At 43.9% G+C, this 22,102-nt stretch carries 17 protein-coding genes; 15 read left to right on the forward strand and 2 right to left on the reverse strand.

The window, feature by feature from the left end:
* The first annotated feature begins 3 nt into the window (after positions 1 to 3).
* Together KTO58_RS03690 and KTO58_RS03695 are read left to right on the forward strand one after the other, a co-directional pair.
* Positions 4 to 1,065, forward strand: a complete 1,062-nt coding sequence (locus KTO58_RS03690; RefSeq protein ID WP_095840684.1) for a glycoside hydrolase family 16 protein — start codon at positions 4 to 6, stop codon at positions 1,063 to 1,065.
* A 45-nt stretch (positions 1,066 to 1,110) separates the two neighbouring features.
* The gene (locus KTO58_RS03695; RefSeq protein WP_225860041.1) at positions 1,111 to 1,686 is read left to right on the forward strand and encodes a hypothetical protein; all 576 of its coding nucleotides are present in this window, start codon (positions 1,111 to 1,113) and stop codon (positions 1,684 to 1,686) included.
* Between the two features lie 74 nt (positions 1,687 to 1,760).
* Here the strand turns inward: KTO58_RS03695 and KTO58_RS03700 are convergent, their stop codons facing one another.
* The gene (locus tag KTO58_RS03700; protein WP_157753204.1) at positions 1,761 to 3,110 is read right to left on the reverse strand and encodes an outer membrane beta-barrel protein; all 1,350 of its coding nucleotides are present in this window, start codon (positions 3,108 to 3,110) and stop codon (positions 1,761 to 1,763) included.
* 312 nt (positions 3,111 to 3,422) lie between these two features.
* Between KTO58_RS03700 and KTO58_RS03705 the strand changes: the two genes are divergently transcribed.
* The 12 genes from KTO58_RS03705 to KTO58_RS03760 all read left to right on the forward strand — a co-directional run bounded on the left by KTO58_RS03705 (position 3,423) and on the right by KTO58_RS03760 (position 19,385).
* Positions 3,423 to 4,595 carry a serine hydrolase domain-containing protein gene (locus tag KTO58_RS03705; RefSeq protein WP_225860042.1) on the forward strand — a complete coding sequence of 391 codons (1,173 nt, stop codon included), beginning with the start codon at positions 3,423 to 3,425 and terminating at the stop codon, positions 4,593 to 4,595.
* Positions 4,596 to 5,426: 831 nt separating this feature from the next.
* Positions 5,427 to 6,479 (forward strand): hypothetical protein, encoded by a 1,053-nt coding sequence (locus tag KTO58_RS03710; protein WP_095840679.1) that lies wholly within the window; start codon positions 5,427 to 5,429, stop codon positions 6,477 to 6,479.
* Positions 6,480 to 6,807: 328 nt separating this feature from the next.
* On the forward strand, positions 6,808 to 9,564 hold the full coding sequence (locus tag KTO58_RS03715) for a TonB-dependent receptor (protein WP_198315026.1): 2,757 nt from the start codon (positions 6,808 to 6,810) through the stop codon (positions 9,562 to 9,564).
* A 198-nt stretch (positions 9,565 to 9,762) separates the two neighbouring features.
* A complete protein-coding gene (locus KTO58_RS03720; RefSeq protein ID WP_095840677.1) occupies positions 9,763 to 11,226 on the forward strand; it encodes a family 43 glycosylhydrolase in 1,464 nt (487 codons plus the stop codon).
* A gap of 456 nt (positions 11,227 to 11,682) precedes the next feature.
* Positions 11,683 to 12,261, forward strand: a complete 579-nt coding sequence (locus KTO58_RS03725; RefSeq protein ID WP_095840676.1) for a TetR/AcrR family transcriptional regulator — start codon at positions 11,683 to 11,685, stop codon at positions 12,259 to 12,261.
* A gap of 71 nt (positions 12,262 to 12,332) precedes the next feature.
* The gene (gene lpdA, locus KTO58_RS03730; protein WP_095840675.1) at positions 12,333 to 13,742 is read left to right on the forward strand and encodes a dihydrolipoyl dehydrogenase; all 1,410 of its coding nucleotides are present in this window, start codon (positions 12,333 to 12,335) and stop codon (positions 13,740 to 13,742) included.
* A 342-nt stretch (positions 13,743 to 14,084) separates the two neighbouring features.
* Complete coding sequence (locus tag KTO58_RS03735; RefSeq protein WP_095840674.1) at positions 14,085 to 14,807, forward strand: MBL fold metallo-hydrolase; 723 nt, start codon at positions 14,085 to 14,087, stop codon at positions 14,805 to 14,807.
* A 231-nt stretch (positions 14,808 to 15,038) separates the two neighbouring features.
* A complete protein-coding gene (locus tag KTO58_RS03740) occupies positions 15,039 to 15,728 on the forward strand; it encodes a hypothetical protein (RefSeq protein ID WP_157753202.1) in 690 nt (229 codons plus the stop codon).
* A gap of 64 nt (positions 15,729 to 15,792) precedes the next feature.
* Positions 15,793 to 16,176 carry a VOC family protein gene (locus KTO58_RS03745; RefSeq protein ID WP_095840671.1) on the forward strand — a complete coding sequence of 128 codons (384 nt, stop codon included), beginning with the start codon at positions 15,793 to 15,795 and terminating at the stop codon, positions 16,174 to 16,176.
* 91 nt (positions 16,177 to 16,267) lie between these two features.
* Complete coding sequence (locus KTO58_RS03750; RefSeq protein ID WP_095840670.1) at positions 16,268 to 17,050, forward strand: NIPSNAP family protein; 783 nt, start codon at positions 16,268 to 16,270, stop codon at positions 17,048 to 17,050.
* A gap of 159 nt (positions 17,051 to 17,209) precedes the next feature.
* Positions 17,210 to 18,727, forward strand: a complete 1,518-nt coding sequence (locus KTO58_RS03755) for a serine hydrolase domain-containing protein (protein WP_157753201.1) — start codon at positions 17,210 to 17,212, stop codon at positions 18,725 to 18,727.
* Positions 18,728 to 18,917: 190 nt separating this feature from the next.
* A complete protein-coding gene (locus KTO58_RS03760; protein ID WP_095840668.1) occupies positions 18,918 to 19,385 on the forward strand; it encodes a hypothetical protein in 468 nt (155 codons plus the stop codon).
* A gap of 22 nt (positions 19,386 to 19,407) precedes the next feature.
* On the opposite strand, the gene KTO58_RS03765 is transcribed toward KTO58_RS03760, so the two are convergent.
* Positions 19,408 to 21,063 carry a glycoside hydrolase family 32 protein gene (locus KTO58_RS03765; RefSeq protein WP_225860043.1) on the reverse strand — a complete coding sequence of 552 codons (1,656 nt, stop codon included), beginning with the start codon at positions 21,061 to 21,063 and terminating at the stop codon, positions 19,408 to 19,410.
* 250 nt (positions 21,064 to 21,313) lie between these two features.
* On the opposite strand from KTO58_RS03765, the gene KTO58_RS03770 reads away from it, so the two are divergent.
* A complete protein-coding gene (locus KTO58_RS03770; RefSeq protein ID WP_095840667.1) occupies positions 21,314 to 21,880 on the forward strand; it encodes a dihydrofolate reductase family protein in 567 nt (188 codons plus the stop codon).
* The last annotated feature ends 222 nt before the right edge of the window (positions 21,881 to 22,102 follow it).

The raw sequence follows: 22,102 nt of genomic DNA on the forward strand, positions 1-22,102 counted from the left end.
TCTATGAGAATAACTGTCATGTTGATACTTATCCCATTGCTGATCTGCTGCCAGAAGTCAGATAAAAAAGATAACAATGGAGACGTAAAGACAAATGTACCCGCCTATGATGGCTACCAGTTGATCTGGCAGGAAGAATTCAATGGCAATACCCTGGACAACAAAAAATGGAATATCGAAACCGGCACAGGGATCGGTGGAAACTGGGGCACCGGCCAGCTCGATAGGGCCACCGACCGCCCCGAAAACCTACGTATACAGACAGACATCCCCGACGCCGACGGCGGCACACTGGCTGTCACTACCCGCAAAGAATCCTTTGTAGATCGCAATTATACCAGCGGCCGTGTCAATACCCAGAACCTCGGGGCCTTCGGACCGGGTACCCGCATAGAAGCGCGCATCTGGGCCCGGGACGTAAAATACAAAGGCCAGGGATTCGCTTTCTGGATGATGCCGGTCGAAAAACCTGCCGGACAACCCAATATCATGTGGCCACAGGGTGGAGAAATAGATATCATGGAATATGTCGGTAGTATACCCTATCATAACCTGGGAACTGTCCACTATGCCTGGTTCTGGAAAGATAACCAGTACCTGGACTGGAACCATGGTCACCAGGGTGCCTATTACAACTACGCAGAACGACAGGTGCCCGCCGTTAAACCGGAATATGGCGCATGGCCCCCCAAAGACAATGATCCCAATACCGGTAGCGGCGGTTTTCACACTTATCGCATCGACTGGTATAAAGAACGCATCGAATTTAGCATCGATGGCCAAGTGTATCATATGCACTACTTCAATGATGGAGATGCATTCGGTCAGGCTCCCGATGGACAGGACGGACAAATAGAAAGAACCATTAATGGAAAACGGGTGCTGGCAACAGAATATTCCCACCATTTCAATGAATGGAAACCATTCGAACATTCATTTTACCTGATCCTCTCCGCAGGAGTTGGCGGTAATGACAACCAAACCTACGGGGGCCGTATTACGGAGGATGCTAAATTCCCCTGCTCCGTCTTCATAGATTGGGTAAGAGTGTATAAACGGCTGTAAAGACCCGGGATTTAACTATATTGAAGCCGCTTAAAATAAAAAATGATGCACTACCTATTGAATCTATGCCTTGCACTGGTATTGTGTGTACCAGCGCTGGCCCAGAAACCGGCCAACGAACTACACTTTACCAGCAGTATCCAGCAAATCATCACCGTCTATAAAGGCACCATCTTTGTCAACGGTAAAAAAGCATACCAACTGCAAAACGATATCATCAACTATAAAAGTAAACGTAACCGGCTCATAGAAGATGGTAAATCCGTATTCCTCTTCCTCGAAGTCGATGCCAGTCCTAAAAAGAACCGCCTGTATGTATTCAATATCGAACATTCCCGGGCTGATTCCGTACTCAGCACCATCAGCTCTGATGTAAAAGACTGGGACCGCGACGGGCAGCTGGAATTCGGAGGAAGTGAGGTCGCGCTTCCGCATCCTTCACCCGACTCTATATACTACCTGCCATCAAAATTCTATGAAATAAAAAAGGGAAAACTTACCTACGATGCAGAACTGACAGAAACGACAGACAAAAAAGTAAATGGCGTTTTTCTCACCGAGCCGTTAGATAACAAAGGAAACTGTTGTAAAGCAATTCCTAAAGCAAAAAAGAGAAGCTAGCTGGCATAATTAACAAAAATAAAAACAGCCTGCACAATTGTGCAGGCTGTTTTTATTTTTATACAGATGGAAAGTTAGAAACGTACGATCAGATCCATAGCAGCCGTGAACTGCTCCCTGCGGGTACCATTGTCGTAAGGCGTAACATCATTTTTCCAGGCTTTCTCATAGCGGACCTCTGGTCTTATCCGCAACAGGTTACTGAAGGAGTGTATCCATCCGATTGTATGGCTGGTATACATGGTAGCCGCACCCGTCCGGTTCCCTTGTGGGTCATTCAGCATATCATTTCTGATGGACAGATAGTCCTTTTTGTCAGATAGTTTGATCTGGAAATAATTGACCGCCCCTACCGCAGATGCCACTCCGGGAATAATATCACCTAACCCGGTGCCCATATACCATTCCTTACCCGGTCCCTCGATGGCCGTTCCACCAATAGCAGCTTCCCGCTGCCACATATAGTATACCTCCGTATTCATATGTACCCGCTCACTAAACTTATGCCCCCAGGTCGCCACTGCCATCTGCAGATTATCATGGGCATTCTTGTAGTAACCTCGCCCCAGCGAGTTAATACCTCCATACAGAGAGTTCCGGTTATTAGGCGCTACCCAACGGACCATTGCCAGCCCATTTAAACTAGCCGACTTACTCCAGGGCGCCATATCATTACCAGCATGAGCACCGGCCATGATCGTCCAATGTGCATTCAATCTCAAAGCTGCATGTATACCGGTAAAAGTATAGGGATCTACCGTGAACATCAGCGAATGGGAATACAAGTAGTTATCCGGCGCCCACTGCGCTTCAATATCCGCAGGGGAAATAAAACGGCCTACTCGGATCAACAGCCCCTGAGCCACTTTGGGGATATAAAGCATACCATATACCTGCGTAGGATCATAACCATACAGCTGGTTGCGCCTCAGCAACTGATCGCTGACAATACCTTTGGCAATCGTATAGCGGTAGTCCGTACCAAAAATATTATCCACTACAAATCCCCAGTCCACATGATCGGTTTGTACCGTGTTAGGCTGCCGCTCTACCCGCAGTATCGCCTGATCCAACACCACACGGTTGGGTACCAGGTTATAAGAGGTAGGCGCATTTGATTGTTTAGAGGTACTGAAGTTAGCACCTATGTCTACCCACCCATAGATCTTGATCCTGCTCTTGCTGCGGTGTAATCCCAACAGCTTGGTCAGTGGATAATCTGGCGCATCCGCAGGAACACCTATAAGCGGAGTACCCACCCACTCTCCGCTGGGAAAGGGTGGAGAAGACAGAGGAGCCGGAAGGCTTCGCCCATTGGAACCGTCTACAGTAACAGCCGTACTTTTTGTCGTAGTGTCTTGCTGTGCATGTCCGTAATAGAAAAATAATGTCAGGAAAAAAAGAGTAAGTGATCCTCGCTTCATATTAAAGATGTTTTCAAAATCACGCGTGTGATGCCAATGATATGCCCGTCTTCGCCACAATGGAGATCGAATAATGAAAACTAGCCATGATACTGCATTTAGTGTCACTAATACATTTGTAATGAAGAAAAAAATACCAGCTATACTACTCCAAAATGGAAAAACCGTGTCATTTTTGTATACATGCCAGCCGATTTGATCCCCGATATAGGATAAATCCCCTGCTATGTATACACCAACTGCCGTTTGGTAGAAAAGACACAGTCGTCGTACCTGCCCCATTTACCTTTAACATTCATCAAGTATTATTTAATGGAACAAAACAAAATAACATGGAGATGGTTGTATCTGCCACTCGTAATGTTGCTGGCCCTGGCTTGTAAAAAGGATAAACAGGAAGAAAGTAAACCACCTGTTGAACAGCCGGGCGCAGATAAGCTGACAGACAATATAGAGGCCATTCGCGCAAGATCTTATTTCCCAGGATTGTATACCGCTGTCATTAAAGACGGAAAACTGATCTATGCCAGGTCGTTCGGGGTCGCAGATGCAACAACCAGCAGGACCTTTAATCCATCTACTATCATGCCGGTGGCTTCTATAACTAAAACCCTGGCCAGTATCGCCGTGATGAAAGGAATAGAATTGGGATACTTCAATATGGAGACCAATATTAACGATATACTGCCCTTCGCAGTGGTAAACCCTTATCATCCGGATATCCCTATCAAACTAAAACACCTGGTAACACATACCTCCAGTGTCTATGATACACTTTCAGGGGGCAATGACAACCTCGTCCTGGAAAAGACGCCCAAACAATCCTTAGGGGATTTCCTGAAAGATTATTTCGTACCAGGCAGACAACTGTATAAAAACAGCAACTTCCTGGGAACAAAACCTGGAGAGAAATTCGAATACTCCAATTATGCAACCGCACTGGCAGCTTATCTCGTAGAACTGAAGTCCGGGATATCCTACGCCAGTTTCGTAAAGAAATATGTATTCGACCCCCTGCAACTACAGTCGGCACACTGGTTTTATGACAATACCCGTAGTGACTTATATGCTGGCCTATATCATCCTATATACCTTTGGTTGCCTGTTTATAGCCAGAGTTCTTACCCTGATGGCAGCTGGAGAATATCCGGAGAAGACATGGTAAAATACCTGCAGGAAATGATGAAAGCCTACGAAGGCAACAGCTCCCTACTGAAAAGGGAATCCTGGCAGCAGATATTTACACCCAAAGTGACAGCAGTGCCCGGTATGGATATGTGTATCTTTTGGTTCAAAAAGCAGGATGTCTATATGCATGGCGGTAACGACCCTGGCATTTGTACCAAGATCGGATTTGATGCAAAACGTCATTATGGTTGGATCATTATGACCAATACCTCCGTCAGTGCGACGGAAACTGTCACACTTCATGCAGATTTCAATAAGATCGAGAGTAGTTTGATCGACTTCGCCGACCGCCAATAGCGAAGTAGAGCGATACCATTAAGGTATCGCTCTTTTTTATACCTTGGATGCACATTAGCAATTCGGACAAAAGAAGTGAATAGAAAAATTATAGCAGTTTTTTTTCTGCTGGCATGGGTATACCAGCTGTTAGACCGCTACGTATTGCTACTGGACTTCTACTTAAACCAGGACTATATAGCTAAAAATCTTTGCGTCAACCGGGCTACCCCGGAAATGCATTGTAATGGAAAATGCGCAGCTTGCGCGGAAAATAAAGGAAGAAGAAAAGAAAGAAAAAAATAACCCTGATCGTAAACAGGAAAACAAACAGGAACGTAGCTATTGCGCTCCGGCCTGTGGCCAGCAAATGAAACCCGCATTGTCCGGGCTACTGGATACCGACTACCCCACTTCCCAAATAATAGGAGGCCCCTACAGATCAGCCCTCCGGTATATTTCGCCCTCCACGCAATGTAGTGCTCAATTATGTATATACCGACGCGGGTATCACTGATGATGCCAATAAAAATTATATAGGCTTGTCAACCCTATACAGAGTCAGACACATCCAGAATACTTGGATGAACTACAAGCTGCCATTCAAAATAACCAGAGGTATTACAATATCCGCCGGCTACCAACTGCAGACAGGTAGGGCCGGTCGGTATCCCCAAGATGGACACCTGGGACTGGCAAACATCTTCCGCGTAGATGGTGGGATCGGTTGGACCAACGTGCATTTATCACGTACCACTGGCGCCCCGGGAATTCCGGCTGTCGGTAGGATACAGTTTCTAACAGAATTTTGTGTACATTGGAGTTAATCCTAACTATAAAAAATAGATCCCTATGTACCTGTCGAAAGAAATATTTCGCGATCCACATTCGTCTACCACCAGAGAACTATTTTATAACGAAAAAAAGCAGATTATCGCCGTATTGGATTTGTTTAAAAACGAGGATAATGAAAGTGGTACGTTGAATATTTATGAATATACAGGCGAAAGTTATCGTATCCTGGCATTTCATAGCGATACAAATAGCTACAAAACATTCCTTAAACATAAACACGCTGTATTTAATCTGAAGAACTGGCATGCCATAGAAGAGGTGATGTCTACCCGGGAGTTCACATATGAAAATGGACAATTGGTGGCAGATCATTATCATCATCATGTGTATAAGAGCAAAGAATCCCTGACTTATACCTATCAGAATGGACTGAAAATATCAGAAACGAGAGTGAAAGACGATGGTACCGTATTGAAAAGTGTGTTTACCTACCAGGATGGAATGTTACATACCGCCATTAATCTGGCGAATGATCAGTTCATAGATATGATCATATACGTATACGGACAGCATAAGTTACTGGTAGAAGAGCAGATCATGCGCAAGTATCAGAACATACAATACCTGGCCCTGCAAAAGAAGTTTACGCGTAATAGTCAGGAAGAAATAGAAAAAACAGAATACTTCGGAAGGTATGACAACGGAATGGCTTTATACAGGATAGAGGAAATCATCCGGAAGGGGAATACGCTAACAAAACGTGATGCATTTGTGGGAAATGCTGACTTTGCAGTAGGCCATTATGACCTGGCAGCATTGCATAACAAGTTAAGAGAAGATAACATGGATTGGGGAATAGACATATACAAAAAGGACTATTTCCAGGTCACCGGATTTGAGAAGTCTCCCTATGCTGTAGAAACATATGATCAGCAACAACAGCTGGTTAAAGTAGATATTATACATCCGGACACCCACCAGGTACATAGCCGCATTGTTTTCCGTAATGAATATAACGAAGCATCTTTACCCGAGTTCATTATTCGCTACAACGTAACAAATGGTAAGATGGAAGAATTGGATATCAAGAAATTTTATTACTGCGATTGATCACCTTGTTACTTTAATATGCTCAGTGGATTTCCGCCATCATAAAATTACCGGAGATCCGCTGGCCTACTTCCCATTCTCTCTTTAGCATAGCATACTGAAATTCGTTACCTCAGTTTGTCCGAAGTAAATGATCCTTTTGCAAATTTGTGATATAAATCATCAGCTATATATCGGGCAAGAACAACCATAACGTACTACCGGCACAGTTATGATACCCCCACGCAGTTACAATATGCTAACTATTATTTAATGATCCGTTAATAATAGGCATATAAAAATGATGTACCCTTGTTGGCTTAATACCAAAATTGCAAAACCCTTTATCATGATGAGATATTTACGAAGATTTAGTTTGTTCCTGTTACTTTTGGTGGTAGCGCCCTTTACCTATGGCCAAACCCTTACTACGTTATCCGGTAAGGTGGTGAATGACGCAAATGTGCCCATTGTTAGTGTTACCGTTAGCTTGGATAATACTTCTTTAACAGCAACTACTGACGAATCAGGTGTATTCAGTTTCCAGCAGGTAGCACCCGGAAATCATACGCTTACATTCAGACATTTGGGATACAAACGGGTATCTAAAGTGATTAGCGTTACCGCCGGGGAAGCGCAGCAAGTGTCGATCACACTGGAAACCTCCGACCAGACCCTCCGGGAGATCGTGGTAAGCACTCAGAAAAGAACCCAGAGCAGCATTGAAGTGCCTATAGCTATCAGCGCAATTTCCGGTACCACTTTGGATCACCTGAACATCCGCCAGATGGACGAAATGGCACAATTCATACCGGGCCTTCAGGTACAGTTACAAAGCCCCAATAACCCGGGTTATGTAATACGTGGTATCACTTCTGATGAGGGGGATTCCCGCTCTCAACCACGCATCTCCATCTTCCAGGATGGTGTTTCTATCTCCCGCTCCAGGGCCTCGGTAGTAGAGCTCTTTGATATGGAAAGGGTAGAAGTGGTGAAAGGCCCTCAAGGTACACTCTTCGGCCGCGGCGCAGAGATAGGTGCCGTACACCTTATCCAGAATAAAGCACAGCACATCTTTAGCGCACAGATAACCGGCGGATATGGTACTTACAACCATCGCTTTGTGAATGGCTATATCAACACACCTATCATTAAAGATAAATTGGCCAATCGGTTTGCCGCCAACTATGAAGCACGCGACGGATTTATAGGTAATCTCTCTGGTGGACGCTTGAACGGGAAAGGGGTATATGCATTCCGGAACAGTACCCGGTTAACTGCCAGCGACAGAACAACAGCCGATTTGATACTTAATTATCAATATGACGATTATCCCGGTACTAGCTTTAAGAGCCAACGATTCGCCCCTAAAGGTGGAGATACCGATCCTAATACATTCGCTGACCTCGAACAAGGTAAAAATCTCTATATCAAAAGACATGTGGGTAGTACTACCTTGCTGATAGACCACCAGCTGAACGATCGATGGAAGCTCTCTTCGATCTCTGGATTCAGGAAGTTCGACTCCGACGAATCTTTCGATGCCGATGGTACACCTGCTCCCATCCTGTGGGTATCTGAAAAAGCCAAAGGCGACCAATATAGCCAGGAGATACGTTTTAACTACGAAGACAAAAAACGGTTCTCAGGTTTCATAGGTGCCAGCTACTTCTATGAAAACTCTTCACAAGAAGTACCGATGCGTATTAACGAACAATACCTGTACCCCGCCTATGTGGCTCCGCTACTCAGTAATCAGCTGTCAAGCCAAATTGGTGCGCTCGGAACAGGCCTCGGATTACCGGCAGCACAGATAGCCGCATTAAGACAGGCTGTTACCGGCATGTTCACGACACAGCCGGTAGTCGTTAACGGAACACCCATGCCAGTAACCAATCTGCCTAACCTGCAGCCTTTTGCCCTCAACCTGATCAGCCAACTCGTCCCCGGCGGCTCACCTCCGGGACTCACCTGGCCGCAACTGGTGCAGTCAGGTATGATACCTGCTACCATCCCAAGACAGCTGATAGGACTGGTCAACGTACTGAACGGTAGCCCCATCAGCAGTACACATAGCGAATCATCCACCAACTATGGTAAAAACCAGGCATTCGAGATCTATGGCGACGGAACGCTTCAGCTGACAGACCGGCTGAAATTAACCGCCGGCATCAGAGGTAGCTACGAAAAACAAAGAGCCGGTTATTATGCACCAGAACCCGCGCAACCCAGTGTATTCGGAATGATCGCTAACAATGGCTCGCATACCTTGCTCAATCCCGTATCAACAACAACTATTTATGCCACAAAAGAATATTTTTCATACGTAGGTCGCCTGGCGTTAAACTACATGTTCAACAAGAACAACATCTACGCGACAGTATCTAAAGGCAGAAGACCTGGGGTTATCAACATTTTCCCTGCAAAAACTACCTACCTGAAACCGGAAGAAGTATGGAGTTACGAAGCGGGTATTAAGGGTATCGTAGCCAAAGGCAAACTGAGCTATGACTTTACTGCCTACTACTATGACTGGAATAACTTCCAGACGTTGAGCTATCAGCCCCAGCCTGGATCTATAGCCCTTCAACTGCTGGCCAGCGATGGTGGAAAAGCCCATAGCTTCGGATTAGAAGCAGCCCTGAGATACCTGATCGTGAGAAATGTCAGCATCTTTGGTAACTACGCTTATGTCGATGGTAGGTTCAATGAATACAATAAGAATGGTGAAAAACAGGAATATGCCGGCCACCGTTTCCGCCTTACTCCAGCACATAGTTTCGCAGTAGGAGCAGATGCCAACATCTCCTTATCATCCAAAAGTATGATCTATATACGTCCCTCTTATTCCTATAAGTCCGGCGTATACTTTGAAGATAGCAACCGTGCAGATCTGTACCAGAAAGGCTATGGATTGGCAAACTTCACTGCCGGTTACCAGTTCCGGGTAAATAACAACCGTTATGAGATCGGTGCTTATGGTCGTAATATATTCGACACAAAATATATAATAGATGCAGGAAACAGCGGTGACAATATCGGCTTCCCTACCTATGTAGGTGGTAGCAGAAGCATCGTAGGCCTCCAACTGAAAGCAACTTTCTGATAAATAAGCCAAACTGATTAATAAAATAAAAGACCAGCGAATTTCGCTGGTCTTTTATTTTATTGTCATATCATTGTATTGTTGATCGTTACAGCTCCACCCCGCTGTAAGTAACCCATGATTCCACGTTAATTAATAATTGTAGTATGCCCATATTGCAACCATTGTCTTTTTTATAACCAGTAAATCTAAAATTCCATGAAAAAAAAATGTAGAGTAGTGAGCCACCTGCTTACTTCAGCAGCTATTATCCTATCAGGTCTTACAGGATGTACGGAGAAAGAAGCTAAACTAATGTCAATTAAAGACAATACCTCCAACACACGCGCTACAACGGAAAGAGCCGTCGACCTGATGAGCGGAAACCCCATTTTACCAGTAGCCACCGCTGATCCAGATATCATTTATGCAAATGGCAAGTATTACATTTATCCCACCGCTACAGGCCCTAATGCCAGCCAGTTTCATGCCTATTCATCAACAGATCTGCTGAACTGGAAGGACGAAGGCATTATCCTGGACCTGGCCAATGTCAATTGGGCACATACCGATGGGTGGGCGCCCGCTATCGTTGCCCGCAACGGTAAATATTACTTTTACTTTACCGCAGCCAAAAAAGTAGGTGTAGCCGTAGGCTCCGGTCCGGTAGGGCCTTTCGTAGACAAAGGTAGCGCCCTGGCAACCGGAGATGGATCCGACCCCATAGATCCGATGGTATTCATCGACGATGATGGACAGGCATATATGTACTGGGGTAACACAACCATGAATATCCAACGACTGAACAGTGACATGATATCACTTACAGGTGCCCGCAGCCACGAAAAACCTTCCAATTATTTCGAAGCACCGTATGTGATCAAACGAAACGGGACCTACTACCTGATGTATTCTATTAATCACTTTGGTAACGATGACTATCATGTTGAATATGCGACTTCTAACAACCCAATGGGTCCATGGTCCTACAAAGGACGTATCACCTCTCCACGTGGCGCAATAAAAGGCCCCGGTCACAACGCTGTAATCAGGAAGCCCGGTTGCAGTGATGAATATTTTTTCGTGTATCACCGTCGCACCAGCACCAATATACACGAACGACAGGTTGCCATCGACAGGATGTTCTTTGATGCGGCAGGTAATATCATCCCGATAAGTATTACCAACTCGGGCGTTACACAATCCGGTGGTACAACACCTTGCCTGGTATCCAATCCGCTTCCCAGCGGTCAGTATGCCGTAAGGTCAAAAATCAATACTACCACCGGTGCCGGCCTTTATCTTGATATAGCAGGATGCGCCATCGGTAACGCCGACGTAAGAACATGGACACGGACCGACTGTGCCGGGCAAAAATGGAATATCACTTATCAGAATAATGGGTACTATAAAATTATCTCAGAATTACCCTCTCACAAGTCACTGGACCTGGACGCCTGCGGAATCGATCGGGGCGCCAATATTCAGGTATGGGATGTTTTCTCCAACGATTGCCAGCTCTGGCGTATTGAAGCCGTAGGTGGCGGTTGGTATCGGATTATGTCAAAATCAAGCAATAACGTAGTCGATTTGGCCGATGGTAGTCCCACGCCGGGGGCAGATGTCAGATCCTGGACCTGGAACGGCGCGGATGCACAACTGTGGAGATTCGAAGCACCATGACACATATCTATAGGAAGTATAAACGGTACTTACTTTAGTCGATTCATTAGGAGAGGTTTGCTCTTTATAGGGTAAACCTCTCCTGTTATTTACACGGTTAAGAGAACAAAGCTGATAACGCCTTTAATCAAAAGCAGTAGATTGTTGGCCAACGGGAGAAAGGAAGTGGTCGTTAAAAATGGTGTTGTAGGGAAATACAGCGATCTCAGGAGCAGCGCTGATCGCAATGGAGCTGTGGGTGCAGGGTCATAACCATAAAAAACATCGTGTTCCATAAGTATTAGTTTTTGGTGAATTAGATAAGCAATGTTAAAACAACAGTTAGCGCCTGTAAACAGTGAAAACAGCCTTTAATTAGGAGAAAAACCAATACGATCAGCTTTGATGAGATATTCAAAACCACTATACTTTAAATATTTTTTTGGGTAGTTGGACGACTGTCTATAACTTTATAGTATGAATAATCGTGACAGATTACTGGAAATAGGACTTGAACTGTTCTCTTCCAGGCCATATTCCGGCACAGGCGTCCGGGAGATCACCCAGGCAGTAGGAGTGCCGACAGGATCTTTTCACTACTATTTTAAAAACAAAGAAGATTTCGCACTGTCCGTATTGACATATTTCTTTCAGAAAACCTTTACCAAAAAATTTGAGGAGATTATTAACAGCGACAATCTATCCGGTAAAGAAAAGATCATCCGGATATTTCGTACGCTGGTGCGGCATTATCTCAGAACACCGGGACAAGAACCGGTATATGGTTGTATAATGGGCAACCTGGGACAAGAGATAAGTGCACACACGCCCGCTATTGCAGCAAAACTACGGGAGCATATTGAAGGTCTGCTAAAAGCGCTAACCAGGCTGGCAGAACAGGGAAAAGACGACGGGTCTATCATGAATACTTGCAAGAGCCGGCAAATGGTTGGGTTTGTCTTCGATGCATACGAAGGCGCCATGATGCGACGCAAGATATATAATAGCGATCAGCCACTAAACGACTTTTTACAAAGCCTCCCTGCAATGTTATAAATTTTTTTGCCTGTTTTATAGACAGTCGTCCAAATATTAAGATAGAACCTAACTTACTTAAATAATAGAAGATGAACTACGATGTAATAGTGATAGGTAGCGGCCCGGGTGGATACCCTGCTGCCATCCGAGCTTCCCAGCTGGGACTGCGTGTAGCAATAGTAGAAAAGGAAAATCTGGGTGGTATATGCCTCAACTGGGGATGTATTCCTACTAAAGCCCTGTTGAAAAGCGCCCAGGTGGCCGACTATGGTCGCCATGGAAGTGCTTACGGTCTCAATTTCGGGGAGGTTGGTGTAGATTTCCCCGCAGTAATTCAAAGAAGCCGGGAGGTGGCCAATAAAAAAAGCAAAGGCGTACAATACCTCATGAAGAAAAACAAGATAGACGTGATCATGGGATACGGTCGCCTGAAAGCACCAGGACAAGTAGAAGTAACCTCCGCGGACGGTAACAAGCTGACCTTTCAGGGCAAGTACATGGTACTGGCAACGGGAGGAAGGGCCCGGCAGCTGCCCAATTTGCCAATAGATGGCAAACATATCATTGGCTATCGCGAAGCAATGTCATTGCCACAACAGCCCAAGAGTATGATAGTGGTAGGCAGTGGAGCCATAGGGTCAGAATTTGCTTACTTCTATAACACACTGGGAACAAAAGTTACGCTGGTAGAATTTATGCCACGTATCGTGCCTGTCGAAGACGAAGAGGTATCGAAGGAACTGGAAAAGCAATTCAAAAAGCAAGGCATCACCGTGATGATGGGAGCTTCGGTAGAGAAAGCAGAGCCAGGCCCCAATGGGGTAACCGCGGCAATAAAGCTCGCAGACGGCAGCATGGTGACCCTTGATGCCGATATAGTGCTCAGCGCAGTGGGTATCGTAGCAAATATTGAAGATCTGGGACTGGAGCAACTGGGCGTTAAGACAGAAAAAGGCAGGATCCTAGTAGACGAGCATCTGAAGACTACTGCACCACGTATCTATGCGCTGGGAGACTGTGTACCGAACCAGGCACTGGCACACAAGGCAACAAAAGAAGGGGTCCTGGCAGCAGAACATATTGCCTACACAGAAAAAAAATTACCCAAGGAACCGCGTAGGCTGGATTATGGAAATGTACCTGGCTGTACTTTCTGCATACCGGAGATCGCCAGTGTTGGCCTCACCGAAAAAGCAGCTAAAGAGGCGGGTTATGAAATAAAAGTAGGTAAATTTCCTCTGTCAGCTAATGGCAAGGCAAGTGCCGCCGGCAGTCCCGAAGGATTTGTAAAAGTGATATTCGATGCTAAATATGGTGAACTGCTGGGGTGCCATATGATCGGTAATGGCGTGACAGAGATGATAGCTGAAGCAGTACTGGCACGAACGCTGGAAAGTACAGCACAGGAGATCCTGCAGGCGATACATCCTCACCCTACTATGAGCGAGGCTTTTAAAGAAGCGACTGCACTTGCCTATGATGAAGCGATCGATATTTAACAGGTGCTTGCCGTCAGATTAATAAAAGGCCCCAGGACTAATCCTGGGCCTTTTATTAATCTTAAATGTGCTCTTACTGCGATCTTTCATCCATTTGCTGCCGCCCCCCAGACCCTCATCGCGTCAATAATAGGTAACAGAGTATAGCCGAACGGGCTGATCCGGTATTCCACCGATAATATTCAGACAGTAGGTCACTGCACAGTTTGTCGGATTAAAATCCTTCGTCTTTCTAACACTTGCCTTTGTCATTGGTCTAAAATTTTAGTCTAAGCCCATAAAAATAGCCTAAGCTATAGTTCAATAGGAAAGAAGTTATTTGCTGCAAATTTACAAAACACAATGTTCCAAGCTATTAACGATCAGGTGAAGACTTTTCATTTCAGAGATAAAAATATACTCGTAGTTTCAGACGGTGATGTACCCTACGATAACAATTGCTTTGCCCCTGGTATTTCCAGAAAAGAACTGCATATGGTTCTTCAACGTGGTGTGGCATACATCAGCCTGGCTCATAATATATTGGTCCTTGCCTGGGATGATTGTATTGTATTGATAGATGCAGGTAACGGATATGCAACCCTGCCTGAAGGCGGAAAGCTAGTAACTAACCTAAAAGCGGCGGACATTGCGCCGGATAAGGTAACAGACATCGTGCTTACACATGCACACCCGGATCACCTTGGTGGTTTGGTTGATCTTAATAATCAGTTAATCTTCCCTTTGGCTAAAATTTACCTGTCAACCGCTGAATACGAATTTTGGCAATCTGATACACCGGATTTCTCCCGTAGCAGAGATAGCGCCATAGCCCTGTTCAGTATACAACAAAATATCAAGCAACGCCTGAACGTACTGAAAGAGCAATTGTGGTTATTTAACGAAAACGATCTGTTGTTGGGCTGCTTGCAACCAGTAGCCGCTATGGGGCACACCCCCGGTCATTTTATGTTTAACGTAACAGTGGGAAAGGAAACATTCCTGCATATGGCCGATATCTGTCATGAAGAAACGCTATTGTTTAGCCGACCGGAATGGGGTACCATATTCGACATTGATTTTTGAACTGGCTGCTCAAACACGCTTCAAGGTATTGGCTGACCTGGCAGATACTGGTAAGCTGGCCTTTGGTTATCATATGCCCTGGCCGGGATTTGGAAGAGTGGTGCGAAAGGAAAAAGGCTTCGCATGGATTCCGGGCTTTTTTCCGGTATTTACAGTAACAGATCAACTTTAGAGCTCACATTCACGTTAAATAGACTGATACTACCTTTAACGCCCAAAGATATTAACATCATGAGAGTCATCTTCTTCTTATCCGCGTTTTTCATGTCTCTGTCAGCGCATAGTACGACAGCTCCCAAAGACACAATTGAAATGCAAAAGACACTACATGACCTACAGATCAAAAATCAAATACTCGAACAAAAAGTGGAGGTCTTGAATACTGCTAATGATAAAATAATTGGCGCCAGTTACGGAGTTATTGCTATTGTACTGGCTATCGGGGCCTGGAATGGTATCCAGACCTATCGTATCAATAAAGCAAAATTAGCCGCTATCAGAAATGATCTCGCCAAAGAGATATATGACCAAGTGCAAGTGAAGGTAGATACAAACATGTCAGCTCAAAAAAACGCACTGAAATACGAAACGGACAAACTATTTACCCATATCATTGATAATGAATTTACCTTAAGGCAGATGACTTGTGCCTCTATCGAAGAAAGGGTATATAGAGATATGAATGTCGAAGCATTTAATCTAATGGCTCTCCTCAACGCCGCCAGAGAATATTATAAACTTACCTTAGATGAAGACCGGGTAAAAGATGCACTTAATCATATTTTGAAGTATATTGAAAAGTATCCTGATGCAATAAATGTAGAACGTTATGATACAGAAAGGTTAAGGGAAACCGTGGACCTGGTAGACATAGCTTCCCTTGATGCAAAAAAAGCTAAAATACTTGCTAAACTTACTTAACGCCCTGAAGAAGCATTAACTGGTAATTTATTGACTATGTATTTATGAAAATAAAACCAAAAAAATGAAAAAAGTAACAGGCATCGGAGGCATTTTTTTCAAATGTAAAGACCCTAAACAGATGAAAGAATGGTATCAAAAACACCTGGGGCTAAACACAAATGAATATGGAGCCACTTTTGAGTGGTATCAGAGCGAGGATAATACAAAGAAAGGAGTGACGCAATGGAGCCCTTTTGCCGAAGCAACGAAGTACTTTGAACCTTCGGCAAAAGACTTTATGATAAATTACCGGGTGGAAAACCTTGAAGCACTCGTAGAACAACTAAAAAAAGAAGGTGTAACCATTGTTGACCAGATCGAAACATTTGACTTTGGCAAATTTGTTCACATTATTGATGTTGAAGGGAACAAAATAGAACTGTGGGAGCCAGCAGATACAGAATAAAGAGATGGCTTTAAGATACTCCCTATAGTCTTTCACGATGAATAACCAGAATACCTGAAAACCAGTATTGTGTAATTAGATCATCATTAACATGCAACGCAGGAAATTTCTCCAATCTTCCCTTGCTGCTACCGCAGGCCTAGCCATAAATATCAAACCAGCTACAGCAGGGGATCAACCACCCACACAAAAAGAAGTGTACGAATGGAGGGAATATGAAATACGCTTTGGTGCCGACCAGAGCCAGCTGGAAAATTACTTTAAAACCGCACTGATTCCTGCTCTGAATAAATATGGAGTAAAGACAGTCGGTGTTTTTAAAGAGTGGAGCCCATCAGAACCAGCTAGATACTTTTTGTTAGTGCCATACCCCTCTCTGGATAGTTATCTTTTCATAAATGCGAAAGTAAAGGCGGATACAGACTATGTGAAAAATAGTGCAGTATATAATAATATACCCGCTGATAAAGCCTTATACAGCCGCTTTAGTGCATCTCTGATGACTGCTTTTGATGGTTGGCCGGCGATCGTTATTCCGGCTGGTAAATCCCGGATATTCGAATTAAGAACATATGAAGGCTATAGTGAAGATGCTGTGAGAAGAAAGGTGAAGATGTTTCATGACGGCGAATTCCCTATTTTCAAAAGAGCCAAATTGAACCCCGTATTTTGTGGTGAAGTGATTGCCGGCGACAAATTACCTCGTCTCACCTACATGGTTACATGCAACAGCATGGAAGAACGCGAGAAAGCATGGGCTGCCTTCGTAGCCGATCCCGAATGGAAAAGATTGGTATCAGATCCCCAATATGTTAATACTATTTCTACTATTAGAAGCACCTTTTTAGTGCCTACCTCATACTCACAGGTATAATGAAGTGAAGATATCTGACAAGAGCATTACAGGGTGTTGCCCTTGTCAGTATCTCATATAAAATGCCCATTTCATCACATAATTTGACCCATTCACCCCATTTATGGCAGACTGCGCCTATAAGTCAATATTATTGCCTCATAATCTTACAAAATGGTTATGCGACCAATTATTATCTTGATTATCTGTCTGATGTCTGCGAGCATATACGCACAAAAGCGAAATGCTGTCTTTGCATCTTATTTTGATACTATAACTGCCCATCATTTGTACGATGGCAACATTGCCCTGGCAGAAAATGGACATAAGTTATATGCCTATTCCGGTGGTTATGCAGATTACGCCACGCAACAAAAGAATACAGAAGCGGCAAGATTTAACCTGGCGTCTATATCGAAGATTTTTACATCTACCGCTATCCTTCAATTAAAAGATAAAAGAAAACTTAAACTGGAAGATAAGGTAGTTAAATATCTGCTTTCATTTCCCTTCCCGGAGATCACGCTGCATCATCTGCTAACACATACTTCAGGCTTACCCAACCTGGAGTTATATGAAGATGTCATAAAAGAGCATCCCGATTCAATAATTACAAATGCGGCTGTATTACCATTGCTCAGGCAGTGGAAGAAAGGACTTTACTTCACACCGGGAGAGCAGTTTCGATATTGTAATACTAACTATACGTTGTTAGCCATGATAGTGGAAAAGATTACAGGTATAGATTTCCCGGCCTATGCACAGAAATATATCTTTAAACCCGCCGGCATGAAAGAAACCTATATCGCAGCAGGTGATATATCCGATGATTTACGTGTGAAGCAACAAATAAAACCAACTTTTTACGACACCATATATCTGCAGGCAGATCAGGTAAAACGCTACAGATATTCTGAATATAATAACAATGCGAGTATCGGCCCTTCCAATGTCATCACTACCGTCGATGATATGCTGAAGTTTGACGAAGCTTTCTTTAAAGGTAAACTCTTGTCACTTGCTACTGTAGAAAAGGCGATCACGCCGGTTAAATTGAACAATGGAAAGGAATATACTGAGCATATGGATACGATGCTAGGAGAGGGGACTGGACAATACGGATTGGGTTGGGAAATATTCCAGCAGCCAGTATTCGGAAAAGGAGTAGGACATGGTGGGTTTAAATTTGGATTGGCTACGTTCTATTATCGGAATTTGACCAGGAAACAAACAATTATTGCCTACACAAATGGCAAAAGCAGCTTTGGAGATAATGTAACGTCCTGTTTGTATATGATGAATGATCAGCCGTTTATACCATTACATTTAAAAGTGTCTGCGGTACGTGAATACGCCAAAGCGCTTATGCAACAAGGAGCAGACCATGCTGCCTGTATGTTACACCTTTATATGGCAGATACGACACATTATTATTTTGACGCCAAGGAAATGAATTTCCTGGGATATGATTTCCTGTATCAGTCCACTGCCAAAGAACACAAACAATGGTCGTTAGAAACGTTTAAAATCAACACGTTTCTTCATCCGGATGATTTCAATACCTACGACAGCTACGGTGAAGCGTTGCTGGAAGATGGGCATCGGGAAGACGCCATCAGGATGTATAGGAAATCATTGGAGCTGAACCCTACCAGCCAGGATGGCATCAAAGCCATGAAAAAGTTAGGTTTAATGTAATGAATACTCCTTTCGCCAAATAAGTTTGAACTGATGCCGGACGGGTTAACTGGAATTTTCAGATGCCCTTATTGGTATCCCTTCCCGGCAACCATCCTATGTGCTGTAGCGCTCTGGTTAATGTAATGCCTTTGATTAGGTCTTGCAATGACCAGAGCTATTCTTGTTAAAATGCATATATTTAGATGATATGACCAGACAGGAAAAGATTGATTTCAAAAACAAACTGAAAAAAGTTGGAGAACTATTGATCACCGAACGCATAGCAATAACTAAAGCTGCGATAGACAACGCTCAGGAAGCAGCTAATAGTGAAGGCAAAAGTTCGGCAGGGGATAAATACGAAACAGGTAGGGCCATGAGCCATTTGGAGAAAGACATGTTTGCCAGGCAACAGGCAGAGAACGTCAAGGAGCTGGATCAGCTACAAAAAATAAATACGAATATTATTTATACAACAGCTCAGGCCGGTGCTTTTATACAATGCTCCGACTATTCATTTTTCATTGCAACAGGTCTGGGTAAACAATTGGTGGATGAACAACTGGTATTTTTCCTTTCCCCTTACGCAGCCCTGGCAAAATTATTACTTCCTATGAAGGCAGGAGAGCGCTTCACCTTTAATAAGAAAGATATAGTGATCCTGGAAATCTATTAAAGCAGTCACCTGGGTATCGTAGTTAGCGGTTATTCCATATAGATTTTACTGTAAATACCTCGAGGTTTTTAATATCGATATTGTTGCCCCAAAAGTGGAAACCCTCCTGATTGTTTAGTTCCGGTTTGCGCTCCATAGAATAGGAATAAGCGCCCCCATCTATGAATACTTCGATAGAAGTGTTGTCTATGTAAATGTCAGCAGTAAGCTCCATACTGGTCATATCTTCCGGTGAGTAGAATAGGCCATTTAGCAGATTGAAATTCATATCATAGCCCACAATCCGCTGACCAAAAAGATTGAAGCCGGCATCGGTGGCATGGGATAACTTAAAGGTGGTTTTGATACGTAAGCAACTAGCGTTATAAAACTCCTTCATCCTTTGATTTGCATCACCGGATGTCAAGTTATTCCACTTTTTGACCGGCTCAAACAATTGTACAGTTTCCCTGATAGGATTACTGAATAATCTTGGACCATTCCTGGTCGTACGCAGTTTTAGCTCCGTCGGCAGTAGCATCATACCGTTAAATGGCATACCCGGATGGGCAATACGGCCCCAACCTAGCTGGATCCTGCGGCCGTCCGCCGGAGGAATGTTGCTGTACGTCTGTGCAGCATAGATGGTGCCCGCAGAGAAATAATATTTTCCGCCTTCAGGTGTAAAGCGCTTTCCATCAAAAGAACCTATCATATAAGTATTGGAGGCACCGTACATCACCCACTTGGTATGGTTGGGGTCATCATCTACAGGAAGTTCAAACAGGTCCGGACATTCCCAGAATCCGGTGGTATGGCTTTCATATTTCCAATCCTTGAGATTGCCGGATGTATAGATCGAATGTCCATCCCGCTCGTTGAGCACCATTACCCAATGTTGGCCAGGTTGGTACCAGAATACTCTTGGATCACGGGTATCCTTACTGTTCCATTTTTCTTTCGAATTGATTACTGGGTTTTTAGCATACTTCACCCAGGTACGACCTTTGTCCAGGCTGTAGGCAATACATTGGATCTGCCGGTCAGGATTATCCACCGTATAGGCTGCTACCATTGCCGGAATACCAGGTTTCCCAAATCCGGACGTATTATCATAATCGATCACGGCAGAACCGGAGAACATAGTGCCAAGTTTGTCAGGATGTAACGCTACAGATAGTTCCTCCCAGTGTATCAGGTCTTTACTAATTGCGTGTCCCCATGACATGTTCTCCCATTCCTTCTCATAAGGATTGTGTTGATAGAACAAGTGGTATTCCCCTTCATAAAATATCAGGCCGTTGGGATCATTCACCCAGCCACGCCGGGTGGTGAAATGAAACTGTGGACGGTTGTATTCCTGGTATAAGGAATCCTGTCCGGCTATTTTATCATCCTGATAAATCTTGTTTAAGCCAGCCTGGTCGCCTTCATAACTGATCTTGATAGTTTTACCCTTGTAAGCCGTCATATCAGTAAACACCCAGTATTCAGGTGCTCCACCCGTCAATCTGATCTTAAATGATCTCTCTTCCTCACCGCTGGCGCCTAATTTCATCATCTTTCGTTCCTCTTTTTGAGATATCGGGAAGTTGAGATAGCGTTTGGTGATTTTCATGGTAATATCTGCTGCTGAAACGTTATTCCAGCTAAATAGCAGTGCATATGTCAGGATCGTGTTTATGGTTGATTTTATCATGCTATTAATAACCTTTTTATCTTTATATAGACCCCGTTTATCGGGGTCAAGCATTGGACGGTGAATAGATGTGCCGCCTTACCTTTTCTATAGTAAAATACACATTCATAATTTGTACTGCAATACCTTATAATTAGACTATAACATTGGCCGTAAAGCCCCTTTTTTTGTCCTGAATACCCTAGGGGAATTTAGTGCTGTCAACTATTTTTGATTTATACGCCAGATTATCAAAACAAAAATCAAAACAATGAGAACGGTAACATTCGGTATAAACATCAGCATAGATGGCTACTGCGATCATACCAGTTTTAATCCTAGTGAGGAGGTGCTTGATTATTTCACGGATATGATGGACGATGTAGACCTTGTTTTTTTCGGTCGTGTCATGTATCAACTGATGTTCCCTTATTGGAATGAGGTGGCAAAGGATCAATCCGGAACACCGGCCGAAAATAGGTTTGCACAGAAGTTTAGCAATATCGATCGGGTGGTTGTTTCACAATCATTGAATGGCGATCAAAAAACAAAGATTATTCGTAGCCATCCTGCAGAAGCACTTCTAAAGCTAAAACAGCAACCCGGAAAGAAAATATTAGTAGACACCATAAGCATGCTGCCTGTATTAATTGCAGCAGGACTCATTGATGAATTTAAGCTGGTCGTTCATCCGGCAATCATAGGAAAGGGAAGACCATTGCTGGATGTAGGAAGCCTTGAAGAGAAACTCGATTTGAAGTTGGTGGATACAATACATTTTAATTCGGGATCTATTGCACTTCATTACGTAAAACAAGGAAGAGAAATGAATGAATAGCTTTGCTCTTAGAGGGTCTTTTTTTCAGCGTATACATAAATACGGAGATGCTTTGAACGTTTTCGTTTTCCGAGAGCATCTGTAACTCTGACTGCATGGAAGCAGGAAAAGTGATGCTTTGTGCTTGTTACTTGTGATTTTATTTTTATATTAGTATGGTCCGGCGTTAAAAACCTATACGATATGAAACCTTACTTTAGCGTACCCTACCCCAAAAAGCTT

Source organism: Chitinophaga pendula (assembly GCF_020386615.1).
In the GTDB taxonomy this organism is placed as follows: Bacteria; Bacteroidota; Bacteroidia; order Chitinophagales; family Chitinophagaceae; genus Chitinophaga; species Chitinophaga pendula.

Bases quoted from the DNA above. Each gene is read 5' to 3' on its own strand.
- KTO58_RS03690 (WP_095840684.1), top strand. From the start codon at position 4: ATGAGAATAACTGTCATGTTGATACTTATCCCATTGCTGATCTGCTGC.
- KTO58_RS03695 (WP_225860041.1), top strand. From the start codon at position 1,111: ATGCACTACCTATTGAATCTATGCCTTGCACTGGTATTGTGTGTACCA.
- KTO58_RS03700 (WP_157753204.1), bottom strand. From the start codon at position 3,110: ATGAAGCGAGGATCACTTACTCTTTTTTTCCTGACATTATTTTTCTAT.
- KTO58_RS03705 (WP_225860042.1), top strand. From the start codon at position 3,423: ATGGAACAAAACAAAATAACATGGAGATGGTTGTATCTGCCACTCGTA.
- KTO58_RS03710 (WP_095840679.1), top strand. From the start codon at position 5,427: ATGTACCTGTCGAAAGAAATATTTCGCGATCCACATTCGTCTACCACC.
- KTO58_RS03715 (WP_198315026.1), top strand. From the start codon at position 6,808: ATGATGAGATATTTACGAAGATTTAGTTTGTTCCTGTTACTTTTGGTG.
- KTO58_RS03720 (WP_095840677.1), top strand. From the start codon at position 9,763: ATGAAAAAAAAATGTAGAGTAGTGAGCCACCTGCTTACTTCAGCAGCT.
- KTO58_RS03725 (WP_095840676.1), top strand. From the start codon at position 11,683: ATGAATAATCGTGACAGATTACTGGAAATAGGACTTGAACTGTTCTCT.
- lpdA (WP_095840675.1), top strand. From the start codon at position 12,333: ATGAACTACGATGTAATAGTGATAGGTAGCGGCCCGGGTGGATACCCT.
- KTO58_RS03735 (WP_095840674.1), top strand. From the start codon at position 14,085: ATGTTCCAAGCTATTAACGATCAGGTGAAGACTTTTCATTTCAGAGAT.
- KTO58_RS03740 (WP_157753202.1), top strand. From the start codon at position 15,039: ATGAGAGTCATCTTCTTCTTATCCGCGTTTTTCATGTCTCTGTCAGCG.
- KTO58_RS03745 (WP_095840671.1), top strand. From the start codon at position 15,793: ATGAAAAAAGTAACAGGCATCGGAGGCATTTTTTTCAAATGTAAAGAC.
- KTO58_RS03750 (WP_095840670.1), top strand. From the start codon at position 16,268: ATGCAACGCAGGAAATTTCTCCAATCTTCCCTTGCTGCTACCGCAGGC.
- KTO58_RS03755 (WP_157753201.1), top strand. From the start codon at position 17,210: ATGCGACCAATTATTATCTTGATTATCTGTCTGATGTCTGCGAGCATA.
- KTO58_RS03760 (WP_095840668.1), top strand. From the start codon at position 18,918: ATGACCAGACAGGAAAAGATTGATTTCAAAAACAAACTGAAAAAAGTT.
- KTO58_RS03765 (WP_225860043.1), bottom strand. From the start codon at position 21,063: ATGATAAAATCAACCATAAACACGATCCTGACATATGCACTGCTATTT.
- KTO58_RS03770 (WP_095840667.1), top strand. From the start codon at position 21,314: ATGAGAACGGTAACATTCGGTATAAACATCAGCATAGATGGCTACTGC.